The 20,444-nt window shown below is 44.4% G+C and carries 20 protein-coding genes and 1 pseudogene; 7 read left to right on the top strand and 14 right to left on the bottom strand.

Annotated features, from left to right (window positions below):
• Positions 1–10 precede the first annotated feature (10 nt).
• Genes yclP through yclN form a run of 3 tightly spaced genes read right to left on the bottom strand, consistent with a single transcriptional unit; the run spans position 11 to position 2,653 of the window.
• Positions 11–769, bottom strand: a complete 759-nt coding sequence (gene yclP / locus AC07VD_RS17500; protein WP_003234487.1) for a petrobactin ABC transporter ATP-binding protein YclP — start codon at positions 767–769, stop codon at positions 11–13.
• A complete protein-coding gene (gene yclO / locus AC07VD_RS17495; RefSeq protein ID WP_003246705.1) occupies positions 763–1,710 on the bottom strand; it encodes a petrobactin ABC transporter permease YclO in 948 nt (315 codons plus the stop codon). The genes yclP and yclO overlap by 7 nt, the downstream gene beginning before the upstream one ends.
• The gene (gene yclN / locus AC07VD_RS17490) at positions 1,703–2,653 is read right to left on the bottom strand and encodes a petrobactin ABC transporter permease YclN (protein WP_014475804.1); all 951 of its coding nucleotides are present in this window, start codon (positions 2,651–2,653) and stop codon (positions 1,703–1,705) included. The genes yclO and yclN overlap by 8 nt, the downstream gene beginning before the upstream one ends.
• A 384-nt stretch (positions 2,654–3,037) precedes the next feature.
• Here yclN and AC07VD_RS17485 point away from each other — a divergent pair, with 384 nt between their 5' ends.
• The 3 genes from AC07VD_RS17485 (at position 3,038) to AC07VD_RS17475 (ending at position 4,839) form a co-directional block, all read left to right on the top strand.
• Positions 3,038–4,402, top strand: a complete 1,365-nt coding sequence (locus AC07VD_RS17485; protein WP_124060086.1) for an aspartate kinase — start codon at positions 3,038–3,040, stop codon at positions 4,400–4,402.
• A 152-nt stretch (positions 4,403–4,554) separates the two neighbouring features.
• Positions 4,555–4,668, top strand: a complete 114-nt coding sequence (locus tag AC07VD_RS17480; protein ID WP_014478831.1) for a YjcZ family sporulation protein — start codon at positions 4,555–4,557, stop codon at positions 4,666–4,668.
• 81 nt (positions 4,669–4,749) lie between these two features.
• Positions 4,750–4,839, top strand: a complete 90-nt coding sequence (locus AC07VD_RS17475) for a YjcZ family sporulation protein (protein ID WP_015482794.1) — start codon at positions 4,750–4,752, stop codon at positions 4,837–4,839.
• Positions 4,840–4,936: 97 nt separating this feature from the next.
• Here the strand turns inward: AC07VD_RS17475 and phrC are convergent, their stop codons facing one another.
• The 4 genes from phrC to yclJ form a co-directional block, all read right to left on the bottom strand.
• On the bottom strand, positions 4,937–5,059 hold the full coding sequence (gene phrC / locus AC07VD_RS17470; RefSeq protein ID WP_003224994.1) for a phosphatase RapC inhibitor PhrC: 123 nt from the start codon (positions 5,057–5,059) through the stop codon (positions 4,937–4,939).
• The gene (gene rapC / locus AC07VD_RS17465) at positions 5,043–6,191 is read right to left on the bottom strand and encodes a response regulator aspartate phosphatase RapC (RefSeq protein WP_077671292.1); all 1,149 of its coding nucleotides are present in this window, start codon (positions 6,189–6,191) and stop codon (positions 5,043–5,045) included. Before rapC ends, phrC begins: the two co-directional genes overlap by 17 nt.
• A 163-nt stretch (positions 6,192–6,354) precedes the next feature.
• Complete coding sequence (gene yclK / locus AC07VD_RS17460; RefSeq protein ID WP_086343454.1) at positions 6,355–7,776, bottom strand: two-component system sensor histidine kinase YclK; 1,422 nt, start codon at positions 7,774–7,776, stop codon at positions 6,355–6,357.
• Positions 7,763–8,446: a two-component system response regulator YclJ gene (yclJ, locus tag AC07VD_RS17455; RefSeq protein ID WP_003246532.1), complete on the bottom strand. Its 684-nt coding sequence runs from the start codon at positions 8,444–8,446 to the stop codon at positions 7,763–7,765. The genes yclK and yclJ overlap by 14 nt, the downstream gene beginning before the upstream one ends.
• 212 nt (positions 8,447–8,658) lie before the next feature.
• Here yclJ and AC07VD_RS17450 point away from each other — a divergent pair, with 212 nt between their 5' ends.
• Together AC07VD_RS17450 and AC07VD_RS17445 are read left to right on the top strand one after the other, a co-directional pair.
• Entirely contained in the window at positions 8,659–10,125 is a 1,467-nt protein-coding gene (locus tag AC07VD_RS17450; protein WP_042977174.1) for an ABC transporter permease, read from the top strand.
• Between the two features lie 15 nt (positions 10,126–10,140).
• Positions 10,141–10,821 carry an ABC transporter ATP-binding protein gene (locus AC07VD_RS17445; protein ID WP_014662766.1) on the top strand — a complete coding sequence of 227 codons (681 nt, stop codon included), beginning with the start codon at positions 10,141–10,143 and terminating at the stop codon, positions 10,819–10,821.
• Positions 10,822–10,925: 104 nt separating this feature from the next.
• Here the strand turns inward: AC07VD_RS17445 and gerKB are convergent, their stop codons facing one another.
• From gerKB to gerKA, 3 genes are read right to left on the bottom strand one after another with little or no spacing between them, the layout of a single operon-like run.
• Positions 10,926–12,047, bottom strand: coding sequence for an endospore germination permease GerKB (gene gerKB / locus AC07VD_RS17440; RefSeq protein ID WP_085186764.1), 1,122 nt, complete (start codon positions 12,045–12,047; stop codon positions 10,926–10,928).
• 24 nt (positions 12,048–12,071) lie between these two features.
• Positions 12,072–13,295: a spore germination protein GerKC gene (gene gerKC, locus AC07VD_RS17435; RefSeq protein WP_032726537.1), complete on the bottom strand. Its 1,224-nt coding sequence runs from the start codon at positions 13,293–13,295 to the stop codon at positions 12,072–12,074.
• Positions 13,285–14,919, bottom strand: coding sequence for a spore germination protein GerKA (gene gerKA, locus AC07VD_RS17430; protein ID WP_185184449.1), 1,635 nt, complete (start codon positions 14,917–14,919; stop codon positions 13,285–13,287). Before gerKA ends, gerKC begins: the two co-directional genes overlap by 11 nt.
• A gap of 125 nt (positions 14,920–15,044) precedes the next feature.
• Between gerKA and AC07VD_RS17425 the strand changes: the two genes are divergently transcribed.
• Positions 15,045–15,266, top strand: coding sequence for a YczF family membrane protein (locus tag AC07VD_RS17425; protein ID WP_015715241.1), 222 nt, complete (start codon positions 15,045–15,047; stop codon positions 15,264–15,266).
• Positions 15,267–15,280: 14 nt separating this feature from the next.
• Here the strand turns inward: AC07VD_RS17425 and AC07VD_RS17420 are convergent, their stop codons facing one another.
• Positions 15,281–17,035, bottom strand: coding sequence for a right-handed parallel beta-helix repeat-containing protein (locus tag AC07VD_RS17420; protein WP_124060090.1), 1,755 nt, complete (start codon positions 17,033–17,035; stop codon positions 15,281–15,283).
• A 279-nt stretch (positions 17,036–17,314) separates the two neighbouring features.
• Between AC07VD_RS17420 and AC07VD_RS17415 the strand changes: the two genes are divergently transcribed.
• A complete protein-coding gene (locus tag AC07VD_RS17415; protein WP_113713029.1) occupies positions 17,315–18,793 on the top strand; it encodes a peptide MFS transporter in 1,479 nt (492 codons plus the stop codon).
• Positions 18,794–18,833: 40 nt separating this feature from the next.
• On the opposite strand, the pseudogene AC07VD_RS17410 reads toward AC07VD_RS17415, so the two are convergent.
• From AC07VD_RS17410 to bsdD, 3 genes and pseudogenes are all read right to left on the bottom strand, one after another.
• A pseudogene (locus tag AC07VD_RS17410) lies at positions 18,834–19,678 on the bottom strand (alpha/beta fold hydrolase).
• Positions 19,679–19,744: 66 nt separating this feature from the next.
• Positions 19,745–20,209 carry a pyridoxamine 5'-phosphate oxidase family protein gene (locus AC07VD_RS17405; protein ID WP_015715237.1) on the bottom strand — a complete coding sequence of 155 codons (465 nt, stop codon included), beginning with the start codon at positions 20,207–20,209 and terminating at the stop codon, positions 19,745–19,747.
• Positions 20,206–20,433, bottom strand: coding sequence for a phenolic acid decarboxylase subunit BsdD (gene bsdD / locus AC07VD_RS17400; RefSeq protein WP_024571634.1), 228 nt, complete (start codon positions 20,431–20,433; stop codon positions 20,206–20,208). The genes AC07VD_RS17405 and bsdD overlap by 4 nt, the downstream gene beginning before the upstream one ends.
• Positions 20,434–20,444: the final 11 nt, after the last annotated feature.

Raw genomic sequence — 20,444 nt, 5'->3', positions numbered from 1 at the left:
CTTCTATATATTAAGAAAAATAGACACCTATTCTTTGATTATCAATCGTCTGAATCGGGATGGTCATATCGTAGATTTCCTCAAGCACTGATGTTTCTATCATTTCTTCAGGCGGTCCTTCTTTAACGATTCGGCCGTTTTTCAAAGCGACGATATAGTCAGAATAGACTGAAGCAAAATTGATATCGTGAATGACGATCACGATCGTTTTTCCAAGCTCCTCTACCAGCCGTTTCAGCAGTTTCATAATTTCAACTGAGTGTTTCATATCCAGATTGTTCAGCGGTTCATCCAGAAAGATATAATCTGTGTCCTGGGCAATGACCATGGCGATAAATGCCCTTTGGCACTGTCCGCCGCTCAGCTGATCCAAGTATTTGTCTTGAATGTCTTCCAGCTTCATATAGCTAAGCGCCTGGTTGATATGAACCCAGTCTTCCTCTGTCAGCCGGCCCTGTGAGTACGGAAACCTGCCAAAACTGACGAGGTCTTTGATCGTGAGCCTGATATTGATTTGGTTCGCCTGCTTCAAAATGCTCATTTTCTTGGCAAGCTCTTTGCTGTCACATGCTCCAATCTCTTGTCCGTCTATGTAAATCTCGCCGGAATCCTTTTTGATCAGGCGGCTCATGATAGACAGCAGCGTACTTTTGCCGGCGCCGTTAGGACCGATAAACGAGGTGATTTTGCCCTTTTGAATCGTGACTGACGTCTCTTCAAGAACAACTTTCCCGCCATATTGTTTGCTTACATTTCTGACCTCTACCATGATTTATTCTCCTTTAACAGCAAGTAGATAAAATAAATCCCGCCGGCAAAATTAATAATGACGCTCAGCGTCGTTGAGAAGGTAAACACTTTCTCAACCACAAACTGCCCTCCGACCAGCGCAATGATGCTGATGAAAACGGAGCCTGCGATTAAGTATGAATGCTTATATGTTTTCAGGAATTCTCTCGCCAGGTTGACGACCAGAAGGCCTAAAAACATAATCGGCCCGACTAGCGCTGTTGAAACAGAAACCAAAATCGCAACCACGATCAGCATCTGCTTCACCACTTTGTCGTAGTCAATGCCCAAATTCACGGCGTGCTCGCGTCCGAGCGACAGCACATCGAAAAATTTTGTAAAACGCCAGACATAAACGCCTGTCAGCAGGAAGATGATGAACGCGAGCCATAACAAATCCGTATTGATATTGTTAAAGCTGGCAAACATCTTGTCCTGCACAACTTGGAACTCGTTCGGATCAATCAGCATCTGCATAAAAGAAGACAGGCTGCTGAACAGCGTGCCAAACACGATTCCGATAAGCAGAAGGAAAAAGATATTTCTCCCCTCACCCTTGAACATGATCTGATACAAAACAAGAGAAAACAGTATCATCAGCAGAACAGAGATGATAAAGTTGATGTTTTTATTCATGATGACCATATTCGCAGAACCGAACAAAAAGATAATGCCAGTCTGAATCAGCATGTAGAGAGAATCAAGGCCCAAAATGCTCGGCGTCAGGATGCGGTTGTTCGTAATCGTTTGAAAGATCATGGTCGAAAACGCAATCGCTCCCCCCGTCAGCACAATGGCAGCGACTTTTTTGATTCGTCTCGGCAGGGTGTAATCCCAATTGCCTAAGTCATAAAACAAAAACAAGCCTATACATACAATGGCTAAACCAACGAGCAAAGCTATTTTCATCTGGTTACGCATAGGCTTTTCTCCTTAACAGCATAAACAGGAAAATGCCGCTGCCGATGATTCCGACCATCAGGCCAATCGAGATTTCATAAGGGAAGATAATGATTCTGCCCAGTATATCGCAAAACAGCACAAAAACCGCTCCCAACAGCGCAGTATGCGGCAGGCTGCTCTTCAGATTGTCTCCTCTGTAAATCGATACAATATTCGGGATGATTAAACCGAGAAACGGCAGCATACCGACAGTCAAAATGACAAGAGACGTGATCAGGGACACGATAATGAGCCCGATGTTCACAACCCGTTTATACTTGAGGCCGAGGTTGACAGAAAAGCTTTCACCCATACCGGCCAATGTGAATTTATCCGCATACACATAGGCAATGATGACGAGCGGAATACTCAGATAAAGAAGCTCGTATCTTCCTTTCACGACTAAAGAGAAGTCTCCCTGCAGCCATGATGACACATTCTGGATCAAGTCATATTTATATGCGATAAATGTCGCGATTGAACTGACGATATTCCCGAGCATTAAACCGACAAGCGGAATAAAGATGGTGTCGTTAAACTTGATTCTTTCAAGGATTTTCATAAACAGAAAATTTCCTGCAAGGGCAAAGACAAACGCGACCAGCATTTTGATTAAAGGACTGGCGGATGTAAACAGCAGCAAGGAAATTAAAATGCCGAGCCTCGCCCAATCCATCGTGCCCGCCGTCGTCGGTGACACGAATTTATTTCTGCTGATCTGCTGCATAATCAAACCACAGATGCTCATGCTTAATCCCGCGATGACAATGCTGATCAATCGCGGCAAACGGCTTGCAAACAGCGTTGACGCCTCTTGTTTGCTTAAATCGAAGAGATCAAGCGGCGACAGATCTTCTACACCGATAAATACAGATGTGACTGCTAATATGATAAGTAGAATAAATAAGTAACGTAGCTTCATGCTGCCTCCTTACATCCTTACAGCAAAAAGAACGTATCTCCTACTCCGCAAGGACTCAAAACAATATGGCCATATAGTAATTGATTATCATTATCATTTACATATTACCATTTTTCTAGGGTTAGTCAATATTCTTTAAAAATATTAACCTAGTCATTTATCCATTTTACTAATCATTCTAACCATTTTCCATCCCAAAACGTTAGGCTGTTTACCATATTTATCTTTATAACGCAGGTATACGGTCAGCAAACCTGACATTATTCCTCGTGAAAAATACAAATGTTCTCTCCAGAAAGAAATTACCCCTTGATTTACAGTACTGAAAGAGAGATAATAAATACTAAATTTGTGTGAAAATTTTAAACATTAGGAGATGTAAACATGAAGGTCGTTAAATTCGGAGGCAGCTCACTTGCTTCAGGCGCCCAGCTTGACAAGGTGTTTCACATCGTTACCTCAGACCCGGCACGGAAAGCTGTAGTCGTTTCAGCTCCGGGAAAACGCTATGCCGAGGATACGAAAGTGACTGATCTCTTAATCGCATGTGCAGAACAATATTTGGCATCAGGCAGCGCACCTGAACTGGCGGAAGCGGTTGTGGAACGGTACGCTCTCATCGCCACTGAGCTTCAGCTGGGGCAAGGCATTATCGAAAAAATCAGAGATGATCTGTTTACGCTTTTAGAAGGAGATAAAAGCAATCCCGAACAATACCTTGACGCAGTCAAGGCCAGCGGAGAGGATAACAATGCCAAGCTGATCGCCGCTTATTTCCGCTATAAAGGCGTCAAAGCGGAGTATGTAAACCCGAAGGATGCCGGCCTCTTTGTGACAAATGAACCCGGCAACGCGCAAGTTCTTCCTGAATCCTATCAAAACCTCTATCGTCTTCGGGAACGTGACGGACTCATCATTTTTCCCGGTTTTTTCGGATTCAGCAAGGATGACGATGTGATCACATTCTCACGGAGCGGTTCTGATATTACCGGTTCGATTCTTGCCAACGGACTACAAGCCGATTTGTACGAAAACTTTACAGACGTAGACGCTGTGTATTCTGTCAATCCGTCCTTCGTTGAGAATCCAAAGGAAATCAGCGAGCTGACATATAGAGAGATGCGGGAGCTGTCCTACGCGGGTTTTTCAGTGTTTCATGATGAAGCGCTCATTCCGGCATTCAGAGCGGGGATTCCTGTTCAGATCAAAAATACGAACAACCCCTCAGCCGAAGGCACCCGCGTCGTCAGCAAGCGGGATAACACAAACGGGCCTGTCGTCGGCATTGCCAGCGACACCGGTTTTTGCAGCATTTATATCAGCAAATATCTCATGAACAGAGAAATCGGTTTTGGCCGCAGAGCCCTTCAAATCCTGGAGGAGCATGGTTTGACGTATGAGCATGTTCCCTCGGGAATCGATGACATGACGATCATTTTACGGCAGGGGCAAATGGATGCCGCCACTGAACGCAGCGTCATCAAACGGATCGAAGAGGATTTGCATGCCGATGAAGTCATCGTGGAGCATCATCTCGCCCTGATTATGGTTGTAGGGGAAGCGATGCGCCACAATGTCGGTACAACGGCAAGAGCCGCCAAAGCATTATCAGAGGCACAGGTGAATATCGAAATGATCAATCAGGGGTCTTCTGAAGTGAGCATGATGTTTGGCGTAAAAGAAGCCGAAGAAAGAAAAGCCGTTCAAGCGTTATACCAGGAATTTTTCGCGGGCGTATTAATCTCTTAATCGTACATAAATAGCGGGCGGCAGCGCCCGCTATTTTTTATATCACCTTCATATAGCCGAATTGTTCATTTTTTCTCTTGTCCACTATTATCCCTGCCAAATGGATCGGTTCAGCATATCTTATAGTATCCTTCATAGGGAGGTGAAACCTTATGTCAGGATACTCTAACGGCGGCGGTTACGGCGGCATCAGTTCTTTCGCTTTAATCGTTGTATTGTTTATTCTTTTAATTATCGTAGGGACTGCGTTTGTTGGCGGCTACTAAGCTGCTGACCGTCTCTGCGGAACCCTGTCCGCCACAGTTTTGCAGCATTTGCTGAAGCAATCTCGCAAGGAGGTGCACAAAATGTCAGGTTACGGAACTTCTTTCGCTTTGATTGTTGTGTTATTTATCCTCTTGATCATTGTGGGAACTGCATTTGTAGGAGGCTACTAAATAAACGTAATCTCCATGAAGGCGGCACCGCAAGACTATGTCTTGCGGTGTTTTTGAAAAGAAAAACCCCTTCTCGCTAATGAGAAGGGGCTTGTTCTTACGTCATTCCTCTTTCTGTCACATGAAAGTCGAGTGCTTCCGCATTAGCAGAAACGCCAGCCGCTGTAAAAATCGCGGCTGCGGCCAAACAAATAACAAACAACTTAGATTTCAATTTCATACAAACCTTCACTCCTTTGTATTTGTTTTCTTGCCTCTTCAACTTGTAGAAAGTAGGAAGCAGACAGTTTAAACCATTTCTGTTCATAGTAATATTTTGCTACTTCTAGGGCTAAATCCTCTATATCAGCGTACATATTTTTATTTTTTAAGTATTGGAAACATCGTTCGATTCCTTCTTCATTGGGCTGATCCTGATATAGGGATTTCAAAAACTCAAATTTTACGGCATAGTCTGCATCGTCTGTTTCTTTAGCATATTCATAGCCCCGCTTGTGATATTCCGAAGCTTTATCATGTTTTCCCTGTTTATAATAAATCAGGGTGATTAAAAAATAGGCTTGCGGGAGAGAATTGACGATCCTGCTGCTTTCAAACGTGGAGACCGCTTTTTCAAAGTAATCAATGGCAGGGCCTAGAAGGTCTTGATTGTAATAGCATAATCCGAGATTGTAGTATGCTCTTCCGACCAGCTGGGCTTTTTGTTCCGCTTGGGCCATATTGAGCGCCAATTTGAAATGGCGTGCGGCTTGTTCGAAATTTCTTTCATCCATCAGGTTGACCCCGAACACGAAATGGCATTGAATGATTCTCACATTATAGGTTTCCTGCTCCACGTAAATTTCATAGGCGTTTTTTATATTAATCAATGAAAAATACGTTTGCTTCATATAATAATAAGCTTCCGCGATTTTAAAATAGAATTCAGCCCGTTCAATATGGTCTGCGACAAAGGAGAGCTTTTTCTCCGCCTGTTTATAGTATGTAATGGCAGAAATAAATTCCCGCTTATCAAACTCATACATTCCGCGAAAAAAATTCACGTAATAGTCGAGCAGCCCTTTGAGATCTGCCTGGTTGCTGTCAATGTTTCTTGATAATTCAGACAGGCTTGGCTGGTCTTCGATATTTAATTTCTCTAACGGCTCAAGATAATCCAGCATAAGCTGGTGCCGGAATTCCATTAGTGAATAATAAAGCAGCAAGTTGGAATCATGCTGCATGTGTTTCAGTTCCTGCTGGATTTCAGCTTTTAACACTTCGGCATCCGGCACGCTGAATGTCCGGATATATCTGTACCACTCGTTAATTTTTTGACCGACCGCTGAAGAAGGAATTACCCCGCTCTTCATTCCTTCACCCTCTCCCATCAAAAACTGTTTATGTCATATTTTATCATGTTTATAGACCGTCCCAACCCGAAAAACACGCAATCTTTGTTTTCGGGAGCACGCAATAAACCGAAGCGGTGTGCAAAAAAGGCGGCTCCATCAGATGATGCCGCCGCCCTGTATGCTATTGCTGTTTTGCCGTTAAAGGAAGGCGGATGATGAACTTTGTGCCTTTCCCTTCTTCACTCTTGATTTCTACTGTGCCCTGGTGCATTTCAACAAGCTGCTTGACGATCGAGAGACCGAGTCCGTATTCACCGTATGCCGTGTTCGTTCTTGAAATATCTGCTTTATAGAACCGCTCCCAAATATGCTCAATATCCTCTTTTGGAATGCCGATACCCGTGTCTTCAATTTCAATAATCGTCTCTTTATAACCTTCCATTCCGCGCAGCCAAATGTCACCGTTTTTCGTAAATTGGATGCTGTTTTTCGTAATGTTGACGAGAATTTGAATGAACCGGTCATAATCGGCATGTACGATGACGTGATCCTCTACCTGGATCATCAGCTTGTTTTGTTTTTCTTCCGCCTGCTGCTGCAAGTGCTCTTTCACGATTTCAAACACCTCGATCAGAGGAACGTTTAGCTTGTTCAAGGTAATTTGCTGGGATCTGATTTTTTCATAATCCAGATTTTCTTTTACGAGCCGCAGCATGCGCTTCGTTTCCTCACTGATCAGCGAGAAGCATTTATCCTTCTTATCCTCAGGAATCGTATGGCTGTTCAGCCCTTCAACCAAACCGTTGATCGTCGTCAGCGGTGTTTTTAATTCATGTGACACGTCAGCGATAAACTGCCTTCTCCGCTTCTCAAGGCGATTGATTTCATCCCTTGACTGCTTTAGTTTTTTCGCCATGATATTAAAGTCAGACGCCAGTACGCCGATTTCGTCCCCGTAGCTGTTTTCCAAATGGATGTCATAATCGCCGGAAGCCACTTTATCTGTCGCTTCTCTCAGCTTTTGAATCCGCTTGACATGGAATTTGGACAGAAGCCAGCTCACAAGAATCGTAATCACAAGCGTGCTGATCACAGCGTAAAACATATAGAGGTTGACCTGATTGACCATCTGTTCAACACCGCTGATCGGAGAAATCAGCAGAACGGCGCCTTTAAATTCGTTCTGAACAAATATAGGCTGCGCCACAAGGGACACTTCATCATCAAAACGGCCATCTGCCCTGATCATGACAGTCTGCCCTTTTTTCAGCTTATTCCATTCTGATTTCTTCAGCTGTTCCCTTGGTGGGTGATGAAAGCCTTCAGGAAGAAAATAAGGCTGCTGCTCTTCATTAAAGATGATAAATTGCGTCTTTCTTGTGCTTAAAATGTCCTGATAAGGATAGAGCCTGCGCATGTCCACCTGGCCGGCTTGGAATTCATTTGCGATCTGCACCGCATATGACGTCAATTCCTCTACTTTGTTTTGATAGGCAAATTCTTTCACAAAGTGGGAAAACAGAGAAATGATAATGACAAACGCTAAAATCAAAATGCTGATGTGGCTTAGCAGCAGCTGATATAAATATTTAATCTTCATCAAATTTATACCCTACTCCCCACACAGTATACAAGAAAGGCTTGTCTTCGCTGGCAAGCTTTTTCCGCAGCCGTTTGATATGAACGTCAACCGTTCGCTCATCTCCATAAAATTGATAGCCCCATACCTGCTCAAGCAGCTGTTCTCTTGAGAACACCTGCCGCGGATTTTGGACAAGGTAATAAAGCAGATCGAATTCCTTCGGCGTGAGATTTTCTACAGGCTCTCCGTTTAATAATACTTCTCTCGTCTTCTTATTAATGGTAAAGCATTCCGTTTCGATCATATCTTCATCAATAACCGCTTTGCCTGTCGCCTTATATCTTCTGATGACGGCTTTGATGCGGGCAACCAATGTCAGCGGGCTGAACGGCTTTGTGACATAATCGTCCGCCCCCATCTCAAAGCCGATGACCTGATCTGATTCAGTGTCTTTGGCAGTCAGCATGATAATCGGCACCGTGCTTGTCTCTCTTATTTTTCTGCAGATGGTCACGCCGTCCATAGATGGAAGCATGATATCCAAAATGATCAGATCCCAATTTTCTTCCGTAAAACGCTGGTACCCTTCTAACCCGTCATGAACGAATTCCGCTTCAAAACCTTCTTTAAAAAAGAACATCTCCGTCATCGTACATACACTAACATTATCTTCTATCATTAATATTTTCATTATATCCTCCGATTGTTTTGATGCTTTTTTATATAATAGCACCATTTTAAACAGAAGGTTTTGCGTTTCACAATTGTTAGTTTTTATTTCATCAACTAGAAATAGATTGTTCATATTTTTTTCATACCTTTGGACTACTATTAATTTATCAACAAGCAAGCCCGCCCCAGAGGCGGCCTTATCAATCAAAGTACCTATACGGAGGAACATAAATGAACTTTATCAAACGGGCCTTTTGGAATATGAAGGCTAAAAAGGGAAAAACGTTATTGCAATTATTTGTGTTTACAGTCATATGTGTCTTTGTTCTATCAGGCCTCACCATCCAGTCGGCAGCACAAAAGTCAAGCGAACTGGCCAGACAGGAACTCGGCGGAAGCGTGACACTTCAGGTTGACCGCCAAAAGCAAATGGAAAAACAGCAGGACAGCGGTGAAAAGCGCAGCTTCGAATCCACACCGATCAAAGTGTCTGATGCGAATAAGCTTGCAGCGCTTGATCATGTGAAGAGCTACAATTACACCACATCAGCTTCAGCCAACGCGGGAAACTTTGATGCGATTGAAAGCTCAAGCTCTAGTTCAAGCGACTCCAGCTCAAGCAGTTCAAACTCAAATGCTAAAAACAGTCAAGGCGGCGGACAAGGCGGACCGCAAATGGTGCAAGCCGATCTTTCGATTGAAGGTGTCATCAGCACAGCGTTAGTCGATGATTTCTCTGACGGAGATTCAAAAATCACAGACGGACGCGCGATTACAAAATCAGATGTCGGCAAAAAAGTAACAGTGATCAATGAAACATTAGCGGAAGAAAATGATTTAAGCGTTGGCGATTCGATCACAATTGAATCAGCAACGGATGAGGATACAACAGTAAAGCTGAAGATCGTCGGTATTTATAAAACAACATCTTCAGGTGATGACCAAGCCCAAAATTTCTCTTTCTTAAATCCTTATAACAAGCTTTATACACCTTATACAGCGACAGCGGCGCTGAAAGGCGACGACTATAAAAATACGATTGACTCAGCTGTTTACTATATGGACGACGCGAAAAATATGGATGCTTTCGTAAAAGCAGCGAAGAAAACATCAATTGACTTCGATACGTACACACTGAATACAAACGATCAGCTTTACCAGCAAATGGTCGGCCCGATTGAAAATGTGGCTTCTTTCTCTAAAAACGTCGTGTATCTTGTATCAGTAGCAGGCGCCGTCATCCTTGGCCTGATTGTCATGATGTCAATCAGGGAGCGCAAATACGAAATGGGCGTGTTAATGGCCATCGGTGAAAAACGATGGAAATTGATTGGACAGTTCTTGACTGAGATTCTGATTGTGGCCGTTATCGCTATCGGCCTTGCATCTGTGACGGGGAATCTCGTCGCGAATCAGCTTGGAAATCAGCTTTTATCCCAGCAGATCAGTTCATCAACCGATTCAACGCAAACCGCAAGCGGACAAATGCCCGGCGGCGGTGGCGGCATGGGCGGCGGAATGTTCGGCCACAGTTCATCAAACGTGGACGTTATCGATTCACTGAACGTCGCGGTTTCTATGAACGACATGCTTATTCTTGGCGGGATCGGCATCCTAATCGCAATCATTGCAACATTGCTGCCGTCAATTTCAGTACTGCGGCTTCATCCGAAAACGATATTGACAAAACAGGAATAGAAAGAGGCGGAACCTATGAGCTTATTAGAATTTCAGCAAGTCGGCTACTGGTATAAAGACAAAAGCCAGCCATTGTTTCAGGATATTAACATCAGCTTTCAAAAAGGCAAATTCTACACAATCGTCGGCACATCAGGGACGGGGAAAACCACTTTCCTGTCTCTGGCAGGCGGACTTGACGCACCAAAAGAAGGAAACATCCTTTACGACGGAAAAGCGGTTTCTAAAATCGGCTTAACCAATTTCAGAAATCAATATGTATCAATCGTCTTTCAGGCGTACAACCTGCTCCCGTATATGACGGCTTTGCAGAACGTCACAACCGCTATGGAAATCACAGGTTCTAAAGAAAAGAACAAAGAATCATATGCGCTTGACATGCTGCAGAAGGTTGGCATCAACGAAAAACAAGCCCGGCAAAAAGTGCTCACACTGAGCGGCGGACAGCAGCAGCGGGTATCAATTACAAGGGCTTTCTGCTGTGACACGGATCTTATCGTAGCCGATGAACCGACCGGAAACCTTGATGAGGACACATCAAAAGAGATCGTACGGCTCTTTCAGGATCTGGCGCACAAGGAAGATAAATGCGTCATTATGGTGACGCACGATGAACAAATTGCAAAAGTGTCAGACATCAATATCAGACTTTCAAGAGGAAGTTTTACTGTGAAGGAAAACGTCGCAGTCGTATAACAAAACGCGCCTCTGCCAGTGCAGACAGGGGCGCACCCTATATCCCCCTTTTATATAGAAGTGAACATAAAAAGAGCGGCGGCTGCATCCCCCCGCTCTTTTTATCATTTTTTTGCTTCCGCCCCTTTTGACTTCTCTCTTCGTTTCTTTTTCCAAACAGCCACAATAAACAGAAAGAGCGGAAACAATAATTGAAAAGGCAAATGAATATACAGCGGCACCACATTCAGGCCTTCATTCAAGTGCTCCGAAAAGTTAGTCGCGATCGTTATAGAAAGGATTAAGATGCCCAATCCCATCGGATAAGCCAATTGAGAGGGATTCTTTTCCTTAAAGAGCGTAGATGTCCCAACCACAGTGGCATATAAGTAGAGGCTGACCTTAAAGAAGCCGCCGATGATCAGCGCCAGCATAAAAAAGACATCGAGCCGGTCTAAAAATTCTTCGACCTTGATTGTCTGGATCGTGCTTAAAAGCGGAAACTGGGATCTGAGTGTAAGATCAACATCAAGCACGCTGATATTAATCGCCACGGTGAGCGCCACAATCAATCCGCTGATAGCCATGGCGATCATCCCCATTTTTTTCACATCTTTTCTGTCATTCAGGTTAGGGAAAATCATCACAAATAAAACAACTTCACCAAATGGGACGTACATGGTCTGTGTGAAAACAGAGTGAAGAATAGGAGAAATGCCGTTTGCCAAAACCGGCTTTAAATTGTGCGGGTCTATAGTGCCTGAGACAATAATCAGCACGAGGCCGATCGCGCCCAGTAAATACATGGCCCCGAAAAGAAGTTCGGCCGCGCGTGCGAGCACTTCAATTCCTTTTCTTACGGCATATATGCTTACTACCATTAATAAAGCATTTACAATAATGATAGGTGTATCATGATAAGCAAACGTCAGCAGCATTTCTCCAAAGTCACGCAGCACCCTTGCGGCAATATAGGCAAAGTACAAGATATAGAGAAATGAAAACAGCCAGCTCAGCTTGGTTCCCAGCATATCATCCATATATTCTTTCGGAGAAGAATTCGGATAACATTGATAAATGCCTTGATACAAATAGAAAAGAAACAGTCCGATCGCACAGCCTAATAAAACTGCTATCCAAGCATCCCTGCCCGCCATTGATCCCGGTGTAATCAATAAGGAGCTGCCCAGTTCAAAAATGATAATCATGACAAACAGCTGCCTTATGCTTATTCTGGCTTTTTCCATCTGTCACTTCCCCTTTCTTCAGACCTAATCATCTTTAAACTGGTGTTTGATCGGATTGTTTCGCAATCCCGTCCTTCTGATATACGTCTCGGCCTTCACATCGATGGGCAGTTCAGGCAAATACTCTTTGTCCCATGTGTCCTTCATTTTCTCCCACTGCTTCGGATACTTTCTATATATCGTGTCACCAAAACCGATAAAATCTATTTTATTCTTCTTAATCTTTTTCACAGTTTGGCTGATTTCCCTTTCCAGCTCTTTGTTGAGCGCTTTTTCAATAGCGGCCAGCACCTTGGGATCAGACAATTGGAAAGGGTATTTGACAGCATCTATAATACCTTCAACCGACACTTTCACATGGATGTACGGACGTCCGTTCCGCATTTTCGGTACCAGTTTTGTATCTTGATGGGTAACCTGCAAGCTGACCGCATCCTTCGTCTTGCCCCAGTCAGCATTAATAAACGTATGCTGGATCTTATTCATAAGCCAGACTGCCCCCACGCTTTCATCATCTTCCAGCCAATATTTTAAATAACCTGCCTTATCAAAAACCGCCAAACCATCTGCCTGGAGAATGGCTTTCGGGTCAGTCGCCTGCGTGTTTTCCATGCTGACTCCTTTTTTATCGTCACCAATCATCATATATCCCGGGATAACCGGTGCCATAGTGTTGGCGGCAAGTGTTTTCAAAACGTCCTGAATATTGGTTTTGACCACCCGGCCGTATTGCGCCTCCGTGAAATCCAGGGTTTTATTGACTTTATTTGATGGAATTTTATCAATTGGCGTCAAGATTTTCACAATATTTTCTGCTTTTGTTTTATGGGCAACGACGAATGTTGCTGTTGTCCTGAATTCTGTGTCCCGGTCAAGATTATCTAATACAAAATCCAAACCTTCTTCTTTTGCCAGCTTTTCATTGATCACGACTAGATTGGTATGGGCAAAATAAAGCCGCCGTGATACCTTCATTGAGGCTTTTCTGAGTGCTTCCGTTATATTGTTACCTTCAATCGAATAGACAGATACAGGCGGCCTGTCTCCAGCACCGCCTCCCTGAAGGCCGCCGGCAACATTTCCTGGATTGATAATTTGAAGATGCAGCACGTAGTTGCTGTCGTTTGTCCGATCGATGCCAATCGCCGAGATAATCGCAAGATCCGTCAGCTCCCGCTTATCCCAGCAGCCGGGCAGCACAATGACGCTCAAAAGCATGAGAACGGCTAATAGACATTTACGTACCATTCTGATCCCCTTCTTCCAAATCTTTGTTCACCATTCCTCGTGAAGCGGCCGGCTCTGGGCGTTGATCTTGCCCCTGCCGCACCTTATCTTCCTTACTGACCGATTCCGGCCTTTTTTCATCGGCCCACCACGGAACCCTGAAAAGCGCGTCCTTTACGCCTTGTGAAGAAAAGGGTGCAAGCGGCGACATATATGGAACGCCGAATGAACGAAGACTGCATAAGTGGACAAACATCATAATGATCCCTAAAATCAGCCCGTAAAAACCCATAACAGCTGAGGCAATAATAAAGATAAACCGAATAAGCCGAGCTGAAATCGCCATTGCAAACGCCGGTGTTGCGAAGCTCGCAATCGCGGTGAGTGCCACGATAATCACCATTGCCGGAGAGACGATACCAGCCTGTACGGCAGCCTGGCCGATTACGAGCGCGCCTACGATTGACACTGCCGAGCCGACAACCCGGGGCAGCCTGACTCCCGCTTCCCTCAGAATCTCAAAAGCAACCTCCATCGTCAGCGCCTCCACAACAGCCGGAAACGGGACAATTTCCCGCTGGGCCGCAATGACCACTAACAGCTGAGTCGGTATCATTTCTTGATGAAACGTCGTGGCTGCCACGTATACGGCCGGAGCCACAAGCGAAATGAAAAAGACTAAAACACGAAGAATTCTTATGCTTGTCGCAATGTCAAAACGCGAATAATAATCCTCAACAGACTGAAAAAACTGGACAAATAAGGCCGGGGCAATAAGCACAAACGGTGTTCCGTCCACAATAATTGCGAATCTTCCTTCTAACAGATTACCCGCTACAACATCAGGGCGTTCTGTATGATACATAGTCGGAAACGTCGTAAAGGTTTCATCTTCAATCAGCTGCTCAATATATCCAGATTCCAAAATACTGTCAATATCTATTTTTTCCAGGCGCTGCTTCACTTCCTTCAGCACCTTCTCATCACATATTCCTTGAATGTACATGAGAGCGATATCCGTATTCGTAACAGAACCTTTTTTCATTTTTTCAACCCATAAATTCGGATTTTTAATGTATCGCCGGATCATGGAAATATTGGTTTGCAGAGACTCTGTAAACCCTTGGCGCGGGCCGCGGAATGACACCTGGGTGCTCGGCTCTTGGATGGAGCGCTGCTCTCCCCCTTGAGTGCTGCAAATCAGCGCTTCATCATAGCCATCAGCAAAAATGAGCGCATTGCCGAGCATTAACTCGGAAAAAAGCTTGTCCCAGCTCTTTTCCGCTTTCACTCCGCCCAGCGGGAGCGTTTTTTCAAGAATTTGCTGGATCGCATGGGAATTCTGGATAGACTCATCCTGTACCAATGGATCGATTAACGACTCATGGATCGTGTTATTATCGACCAGCCCAGCAATATAAATAACAGCTAGATGGACACGATCCTGCTCCCCGATTTTAATCTCGCGAATGATGACGTCAGAGCTGCTTCCGACTTCCTTTTTCGTTTCCGCTATATTCTTTGCCAAACTTGGAGAAATGAGAACCGGCCTTTCTTTTTCTTGCTGCTGTTCCTGATTCCTTTCGTCTGTATTCTGCTTGTCTTTTGAATCGGTATTGTTCTTTCGCTTAGAAAATAAAGGCATACACAAATACCTTTCCTTGTCGTTTTCTCATATTCTTCCTTTTAAAATTGAGATTATGCATTAGGGTTAGATGCGGTATAACTTCTCCGTCAAAGATAGACACTAAAAGCGGAGGATGATGAAGCATGAAGATATTGGGCGTGACCGGAGTCATATTAATTTGTTTATTAGCTATTTCTGTGTTGATGGACATGCTTCAAGGGTTCAGTTTAACAAAAGCCGTTTATAACAATATGTCCAGCTTTAAGATGACAACATTTGCGGAATGGGTCGTGCTTTTATTTTTTGTTTTAGTACTTGTGAGAGAAATGTACGTGATCTATAAATCGAAAAAAAAGAACCCCTAGAGGGGGCGCTTTTTTCAGACAATCATATTGCCGTCTATTGTATCACTGCTGTGTTTGTTGATTGTCCCTTTAAAAATGCGGTTGCCAATGATTTTGGAATTGGTTGCCGTGTTTGTTTGAATAGCTATCGCAGTGCCCGTGGAGAGGTTATTGATGGTGTTTCCAGAGATGATAGAGCCTGCAGAGCCATTAATATAAATCACAATCGGATTCCCGATTGTTCTGTTGACTGAAATGGTATTATCAAAAATCTCATGCACACCGGCGCTGATATAGATGGTGACCAAAAGCGGAGATCTCTCTAAGTGGTTGCCGATAATTGAGGTTTTTGCACTTGTGGAGCAATAAATGGGGTAATTTTTGAACTCTTTAAATGTATTGTTTTTGATGATGGCGCCGGCATTGTTTGTGACGGAAACAGAATATGATTCCGGCACTGCTTCAAACGCGTCAGGATTCAGTGTATTCCCTTCAATCACCGCGTTCCCTTGAGCAATCCAAATGCCCCGGCTGAATTTTCTCAGGAGATTATCTTTAATGATCATATTTCCGCCGGAAACGTTCACACCGTCAACGACTTGAATGAGACAGTTATTCAGAAAAGCGATGTCATCTGACAGCACTGCGCGAAGACCGATGCTGCGCCTTGTTTCAGACAGTCCGTTTTGAATTTGGTTTCCGTCTACCTTTACGTCGGAAGACTGATAAACCAATATCCCTGTGTTTTCAAAGTTGCTGATTTTGTTGTTCGTCACAAGAACGCTCTTTCCCCTGACATCAATTCCAGTTGAAAATCCGGTAATGAGGTTGCCAGCGATCACTGCATCACTGGTCTCTTTTCCTTGTGATACACCGAGTCCGGTTATCCCGACTCTTGGCGCAGCCGCCGCGTCTTCAGGGCGTCTCAGAATATTGCCCTTGATCACTGTTTGCGTCCCATATCCGTAGCTGATTGTATTGTCTGAGTGATTTCCTTCTATTAAAATGCCATACCCGTTAAAATTGGTCACAGAACTTGAAACGTTTCCAACAAAGTGGTTATTGCGAATTGATACATTAATCGGTTCCTCATAATCAACGTCACCTTCGCCATATCCTTCAATGTCAATTCCGAATTTCGGGGCTGTTCCATTCCCCGTTCCGGCATCTTCAATCAAGCATTCCTCCACCGTGACCATGTCACATCCGGTAATGGAAATGTTATTTCTCCTTGACCGCCGAACCTCACAGCGGCGGATGATAATTTGCTCTGACGTTCGATAATCTTGATTGGTCTTTAATCCCCTTGGGCTGACTATGATCCCATCGCCGGTAAAATCAGAAATTTTCACATCATCAATGACAACATTCGAGCATCCTTCAATACATATGCCAAAGCCCCATTCATGAGTTGACCTTATCCCCGCCGAGGCATACGTATGCTCATCCCGTTCGCCGATAATTTGTCCTCCGGAAATGGTTATATTCTCTTGCTTGCCTACATAAAATGCGGAATAACCCCACGAACTATTCGGTATCACTTTCATGATACATTCGGGGTCCATCATAATCTCAAGGTTGCCGGGAACAATGATCCCCGCGTTTCGAAACCTCTGATTAAGATCTCCGCCAAGCGTTGCGTCTATTAAATATGTTCCCTTTGGAAACCAGACAGTATGATAGCCTTTCGAAACAGCTGTACTGAGGCACTGATTAATCCGTTCTGTCGAATCCGTTTTACCATCTCCAGGAACACCGAAATCCGCTGCATTTAATATGAATTCAGCCAATTGCGAGCCTCCTTCTCTATGATTACTATCATGTTACTCACAAAGGCCCGATCTGCTTGTACATTTCTCTAAAATTTTATTAAAAAAATATAAAGGAATAGTTGTGTAAGAAAATCTCACGATAAAAAGTTTAAAAATTAGGAGGAAATCACTATTTTTAGGTATTTATAATTTTTCCAATATGGAACTATTTGAAATGAGTATAAATTATATTGACACAAGTATTATATAAGAATATGATTTTTATAATACACTTTTTTTAGAAAGGGTTTGGCTGACATGGCTTCGATTGATAACGAAAGTATCATTAAAAGCGTCCCGCAAAAAGGGTTCTTTGGTCACCCGCGAGGACTATTTACACTATTTTTCACCGAATTTTGGGAGCGTTTCTCTTACTATGGAATGAGAGCAATCTTACTTTACTATTTGTATACAGAGACGGTAAACGGAGGGCTCGGCTTTGACAAGGGCACTGCGGTTGCCATTATGTCGATTTACGGATCACTCGTATACATGTCCACCATTATTGGCGGATGGCTCGCTGACCGGGTATTCGGTACCGCAAACACCGTTTTTTACGGCGGCATATTCATTATGTTCGGCCACATTGCACTCGCCTATCCGGGCAGCGCGATCGCATTCTATATCAGCATGGTGCTTATCATTGTCGGAACAGGCTTATTAAAACCAAATGTTTCAAGCGTGGTTGGGGATCTTTACACGAAAGAAGACCCGCGCCGCGACTCAGGTTTCAGTATTTTCTACATGGGGATTAACCTCGGTGGTTTACTTGCGCCGTTAATTGTCGGAACACTCGGACAGAAGTACAACTATCATCTCGGCTTCGGAGCTGCCGCGGTCGGAATGCTTCTCGGACTTATCGTTTTTGCTTTGACAAGAAAGAAAAACCTCGGGCTTGCAGGTTCCAATGTGCCGAATCCGCTGTCTAAAAAATCTGCGATTGGCACCGGAATCGGTGTTATCATCGTGGCGATCGCAGTGATTATCTCTGTACAAACAGGCGTGCTGACGATCAATCGTTTTATCGACCTTGTAAGTATTCTCGGTATTTTGATTCCTGTCATTTATTTCATCATCATGTTTACAAGCAAAAAAGCGGACAGCACAGAAAAATCCCGTCTTGCCGCTTACATTCCTTTGTTTATCGGTGCTGTCATGTTCTGGGCCATTCAGGAACAGGGAGCGACCATTCTTGCGGTATACGCTGATGAACGCATAAGACTTTCATTGGGCGGATTCGAACTTCAGTCATCTTGGTTCCAATCATTAAATCCATTGTTTGTCGTCATTTTTGCGCCAATATTCGCATGGCTCTGGATGAAGCTTGGCAAACGCCAGCCGTCTACACCAGTTAAATTCTCAATCGGAATTATTTTAGCCGGATTGTCATTTATCATTATGGTATTCCCTGCTATGCAAGGAAAAGAAGCACTCGTAAGCCCGCTTTGGCTCGTTCTCAGCTTCCTGCTTGTCGTGCTTGGAGAGCTGTGCCTGTCTCCAGTCGGTTTATCCGTGACAACGAAACTGGCCCCAGCTGCCTTCTCTGCACAGACAATGAGTATGTGGTTTCTGACGAACGCAGCAGCCCAAGCGATCAATGCCCAAGTAGCCGGATTGTTTGATAAAATTCCTGAAACAATGTACTTCGGCACCATCGGTTTGATTTCTATCGTTCTTGGCGGCATTCTCCTGCTGCTCTCGCCGGTTATCAAACGCGCGATGAAAGGGGTCTTATAATCAGAAACAGCCCGCGGATTTTGATCTGCGGGCTGTTTTTTTATTGATCCAGCCATTTGCTGAAGCTTTGATCAAAGGCTTCCGGTTCTTCCAGCATCGGCTGATGGCCGCTCTTTTCAAAAATAACCTTATCCACATGGGGATATAAACCGTCAACAGCATCCCATAGCGCAACAGGCGCAACCAAATAATCATATCTCCCTAATCCGATATACACCGGCATACGAACATCAGCTAACCGCTGAATAAGGTCAAGCCGGGCAAATGTTTTGCCCCATAATTCATCCATGATCGGCATATTCGTGAATACACCGTCCCATAAGGCCGCAGCATGCGGCCGCTCTTGATAAAAGCTTTTCGCTTCAGCGCGAATACACATGTGCACAAAGCGCCTTTTAGGATCTTTGTCGATGTCCTGCGGCAAATTCGCGATGTCTTTTTCAAAGCGTTTCTTTCTCTCAAGACTGGCTGTTTCCATGAAAAATGATTCGCTTTTCCGCTGTCTTTCTTCACTGTTATCAGGCGCAGTATTGAAGAGCGCCACCTTCCGAACTTGTTTGGGATATGTCCTGGCATACTCTAAAGCCATAAAAGCGTGCCCAGAATGTCCCAGAATAGTAACATCCTCAAGCTGAAGAAATGTTCTCATCCTTTCGATATCAGCCAAGACGGCATCAAGCCTCGAATCCTCCGCACGAAGCTCCCGCTTAGGCTAGCAAATCCCCTATGGTCGACAAAGACCCATTGATATTTCTGTTTAATATCTGAGGAAAAAAGGCGCGGATAGTAAACCGCACTCCCGATCACAAGGATGGGTGCGCCCTCGCCCTCAATTCGATAAGCTAAATCAAAGCCGTCCGAGTGACAGATCCCCGCACGTTCCATTTCTCACGCCCCCTTTTGTTTTCATTATATAAAAAAAGCCTGACGCATGGCGTCAGGCTATCGCTATTACCGTTTTAAATCTTCCAGGGTCTTTTCCCATCTGCCCAGCACCTCTTCAGGGCTGTGAAGCTGTATACGGACACCTGAAGTCAAATCAGCGTATTTCGCAACGTCCTCCTTCACTGAAACGATGCGGCAGGAAAAACGGTCTCTATCATATTCGGCATCTTTCAAAGGCGGTAAAGGCGCGCATTCAAGCTTTACATAATAGGCCGCTCCCTTCCACCACGCCGTGAACTGTGCTTTTCCTGTGCGAAGGATGTTGGCCGAAGTCATTGTGTTTTTCCACAGAGCGATTCGGATATCAGTTCGGCTCAGCGCGATAATTTCACCCGCACTGATCATAGCGGCATGCGGCCAGCCATCCTCTGATACTGTTTGCAGAACGAAGGCCTCATGCTGCTTCTCATTCAGGCATCTCCCGTCAAGCAGCTCAAAGAGACGGTCTGACATACTGTTCACGCCGATCAAGCCTTTCGTTCCGGCACCGCCGGAACTTCAATTGCTGTTTCTGTTTCCTTTGGATCAATTTTAAACGCTGGATTGTATTTTTTGGGATTTGTAATGCTTTCCGGCTCACAAGATCTCCATGTAAAAAAGCATGTTTGGCACTGATAAACTTCCCATGCGCCTTCTACAGGCGATTTGCTCATGACTTCTCCCTTTTTTGAGTCGCATCGAGGACATGTATGCATTTCGAACATCC

Source organism: Bacillus sp. GW821-FHT01G09, assembly GCF_059422205.1.
Note: the sequence above shows the minus strand (reverse complement) of the source record. Positions and strands in the feature narration are given on the sequence as shown.

Bases quoted from the DNA above. Each gene is read 5' to 3' on its own strand.
- AC07VD_RS17445 (WP_014662766.1), top strand. From the start codon at position 10,141: ATGAGCTTATTAGAATTTCAGCAAGTCGGCTACTGGTATAAAGACAAA.
- yclP (WP_003234487.1), bottom strand. From the start codon at position 769: ATGGTAGAGGTCAGAAATGTAAGCAAACAATATGGCGGGAAAGTTGTT.
- gerKA (WP_185184449.1), bottom strand. From the start codon at position 14,919: ATGCCTTTATTTTCTAAGCGAAAGAACAATACCGATTCAAAAGACAAG.
- AC07VD_RS17485 (WP_124060086.1), top strand. From the start codon at position 3,038: ATGAAGGTCGTTAAATTCGGAGGCAGCTCACTTGCTTCAGGCGCCCAG.
- phrC (WP_003224994.1), bottom strand. From the start codon at position 5,059: ATGAAATTGAAATCTAAGTTGTTTGTTATTTGTTTGGCCGCAGCCGCG.
- AC07VD_RS17450 (WP_042977174.1), top strand. From the start codon at position 8,659: ATGAACTTTATCAAACGGGCCTTTTGGAATATGAAGGCTAAAAAGGGA.
- AC07VD_RS17480 (WP_014478831.1), top strand. From the start codon at position 4,555: ATGTCAGGATACTCTAACGGCGGCGGTTACGGCGGCATCAGTTCTTTC.
- yclN (WP_014475804.1), bottom strand. From the start codon at position 2,653: ATGAAGCTACGTTACTTATTTATTCTACTTATCATATTAGCAGTCACA.
- yclJ (WP_003246532.1), bottom strand. From the start codon at position 8,446: ATGAAAATATTAATGATAGAAGATAATGTTAGTGTATGTACGATGACG.
- gerKB (WP_085186764.1), bottom strand. From the start codon at position 12,047: ATGGAAAAAGCCAGAATAAGCATAAGGCAGCTGTTTGTCATGATTATC.
- AC07VD_RS17475 (WP_015482794.1), top strand. From the start codon at position 4,750: ATGTCAGGTTACGGAACTTCTTTCGCTTTGATTGTTGTGTTATTTATC.
- AC07VD_RS17425 (WP_015715241.1), top strand. From the start codon at position 15,045: ATGAAGATATTGGGCGTGACCGGAGTCATATTAATTTGTTTATTAGCT.
- gerKC (WP_032726537.1), bottom strand. From the start codon at position 13,295: ATGGTACGTAAATGTCTATTAGCCGTTCTCATGCTTTTGAGCGTCATT.
- rapC (WP_077671292.1), bottom strand. From the start codon at position 6,191: ATGAAGAGCGGGGTAATTCCTTCTTCAGCGGTCGGTCAAAAAATTAAC.
- bsdD (WP_024571634.1), bottom strand. From the start codon at position 20,433: ATGCATACATGTCCTCGATGCGACTCAAAAAAGGGAGAAGTCATGAGC.
- AC07VD_RS17415 (WP_113713029.1), top strand. From the start codon at position 17,315: ATGGCTTCGATTGATAACGAAAGTATCATTAAAAGCGTCCCGCAAAAA.
- yclO (WP_003246705.1), bottom strand. From the start codon at position 1,710: ATGCGTAACCAGATGAAAATAGCTTTGCTCGTTGGTTTAGCCATTGTA.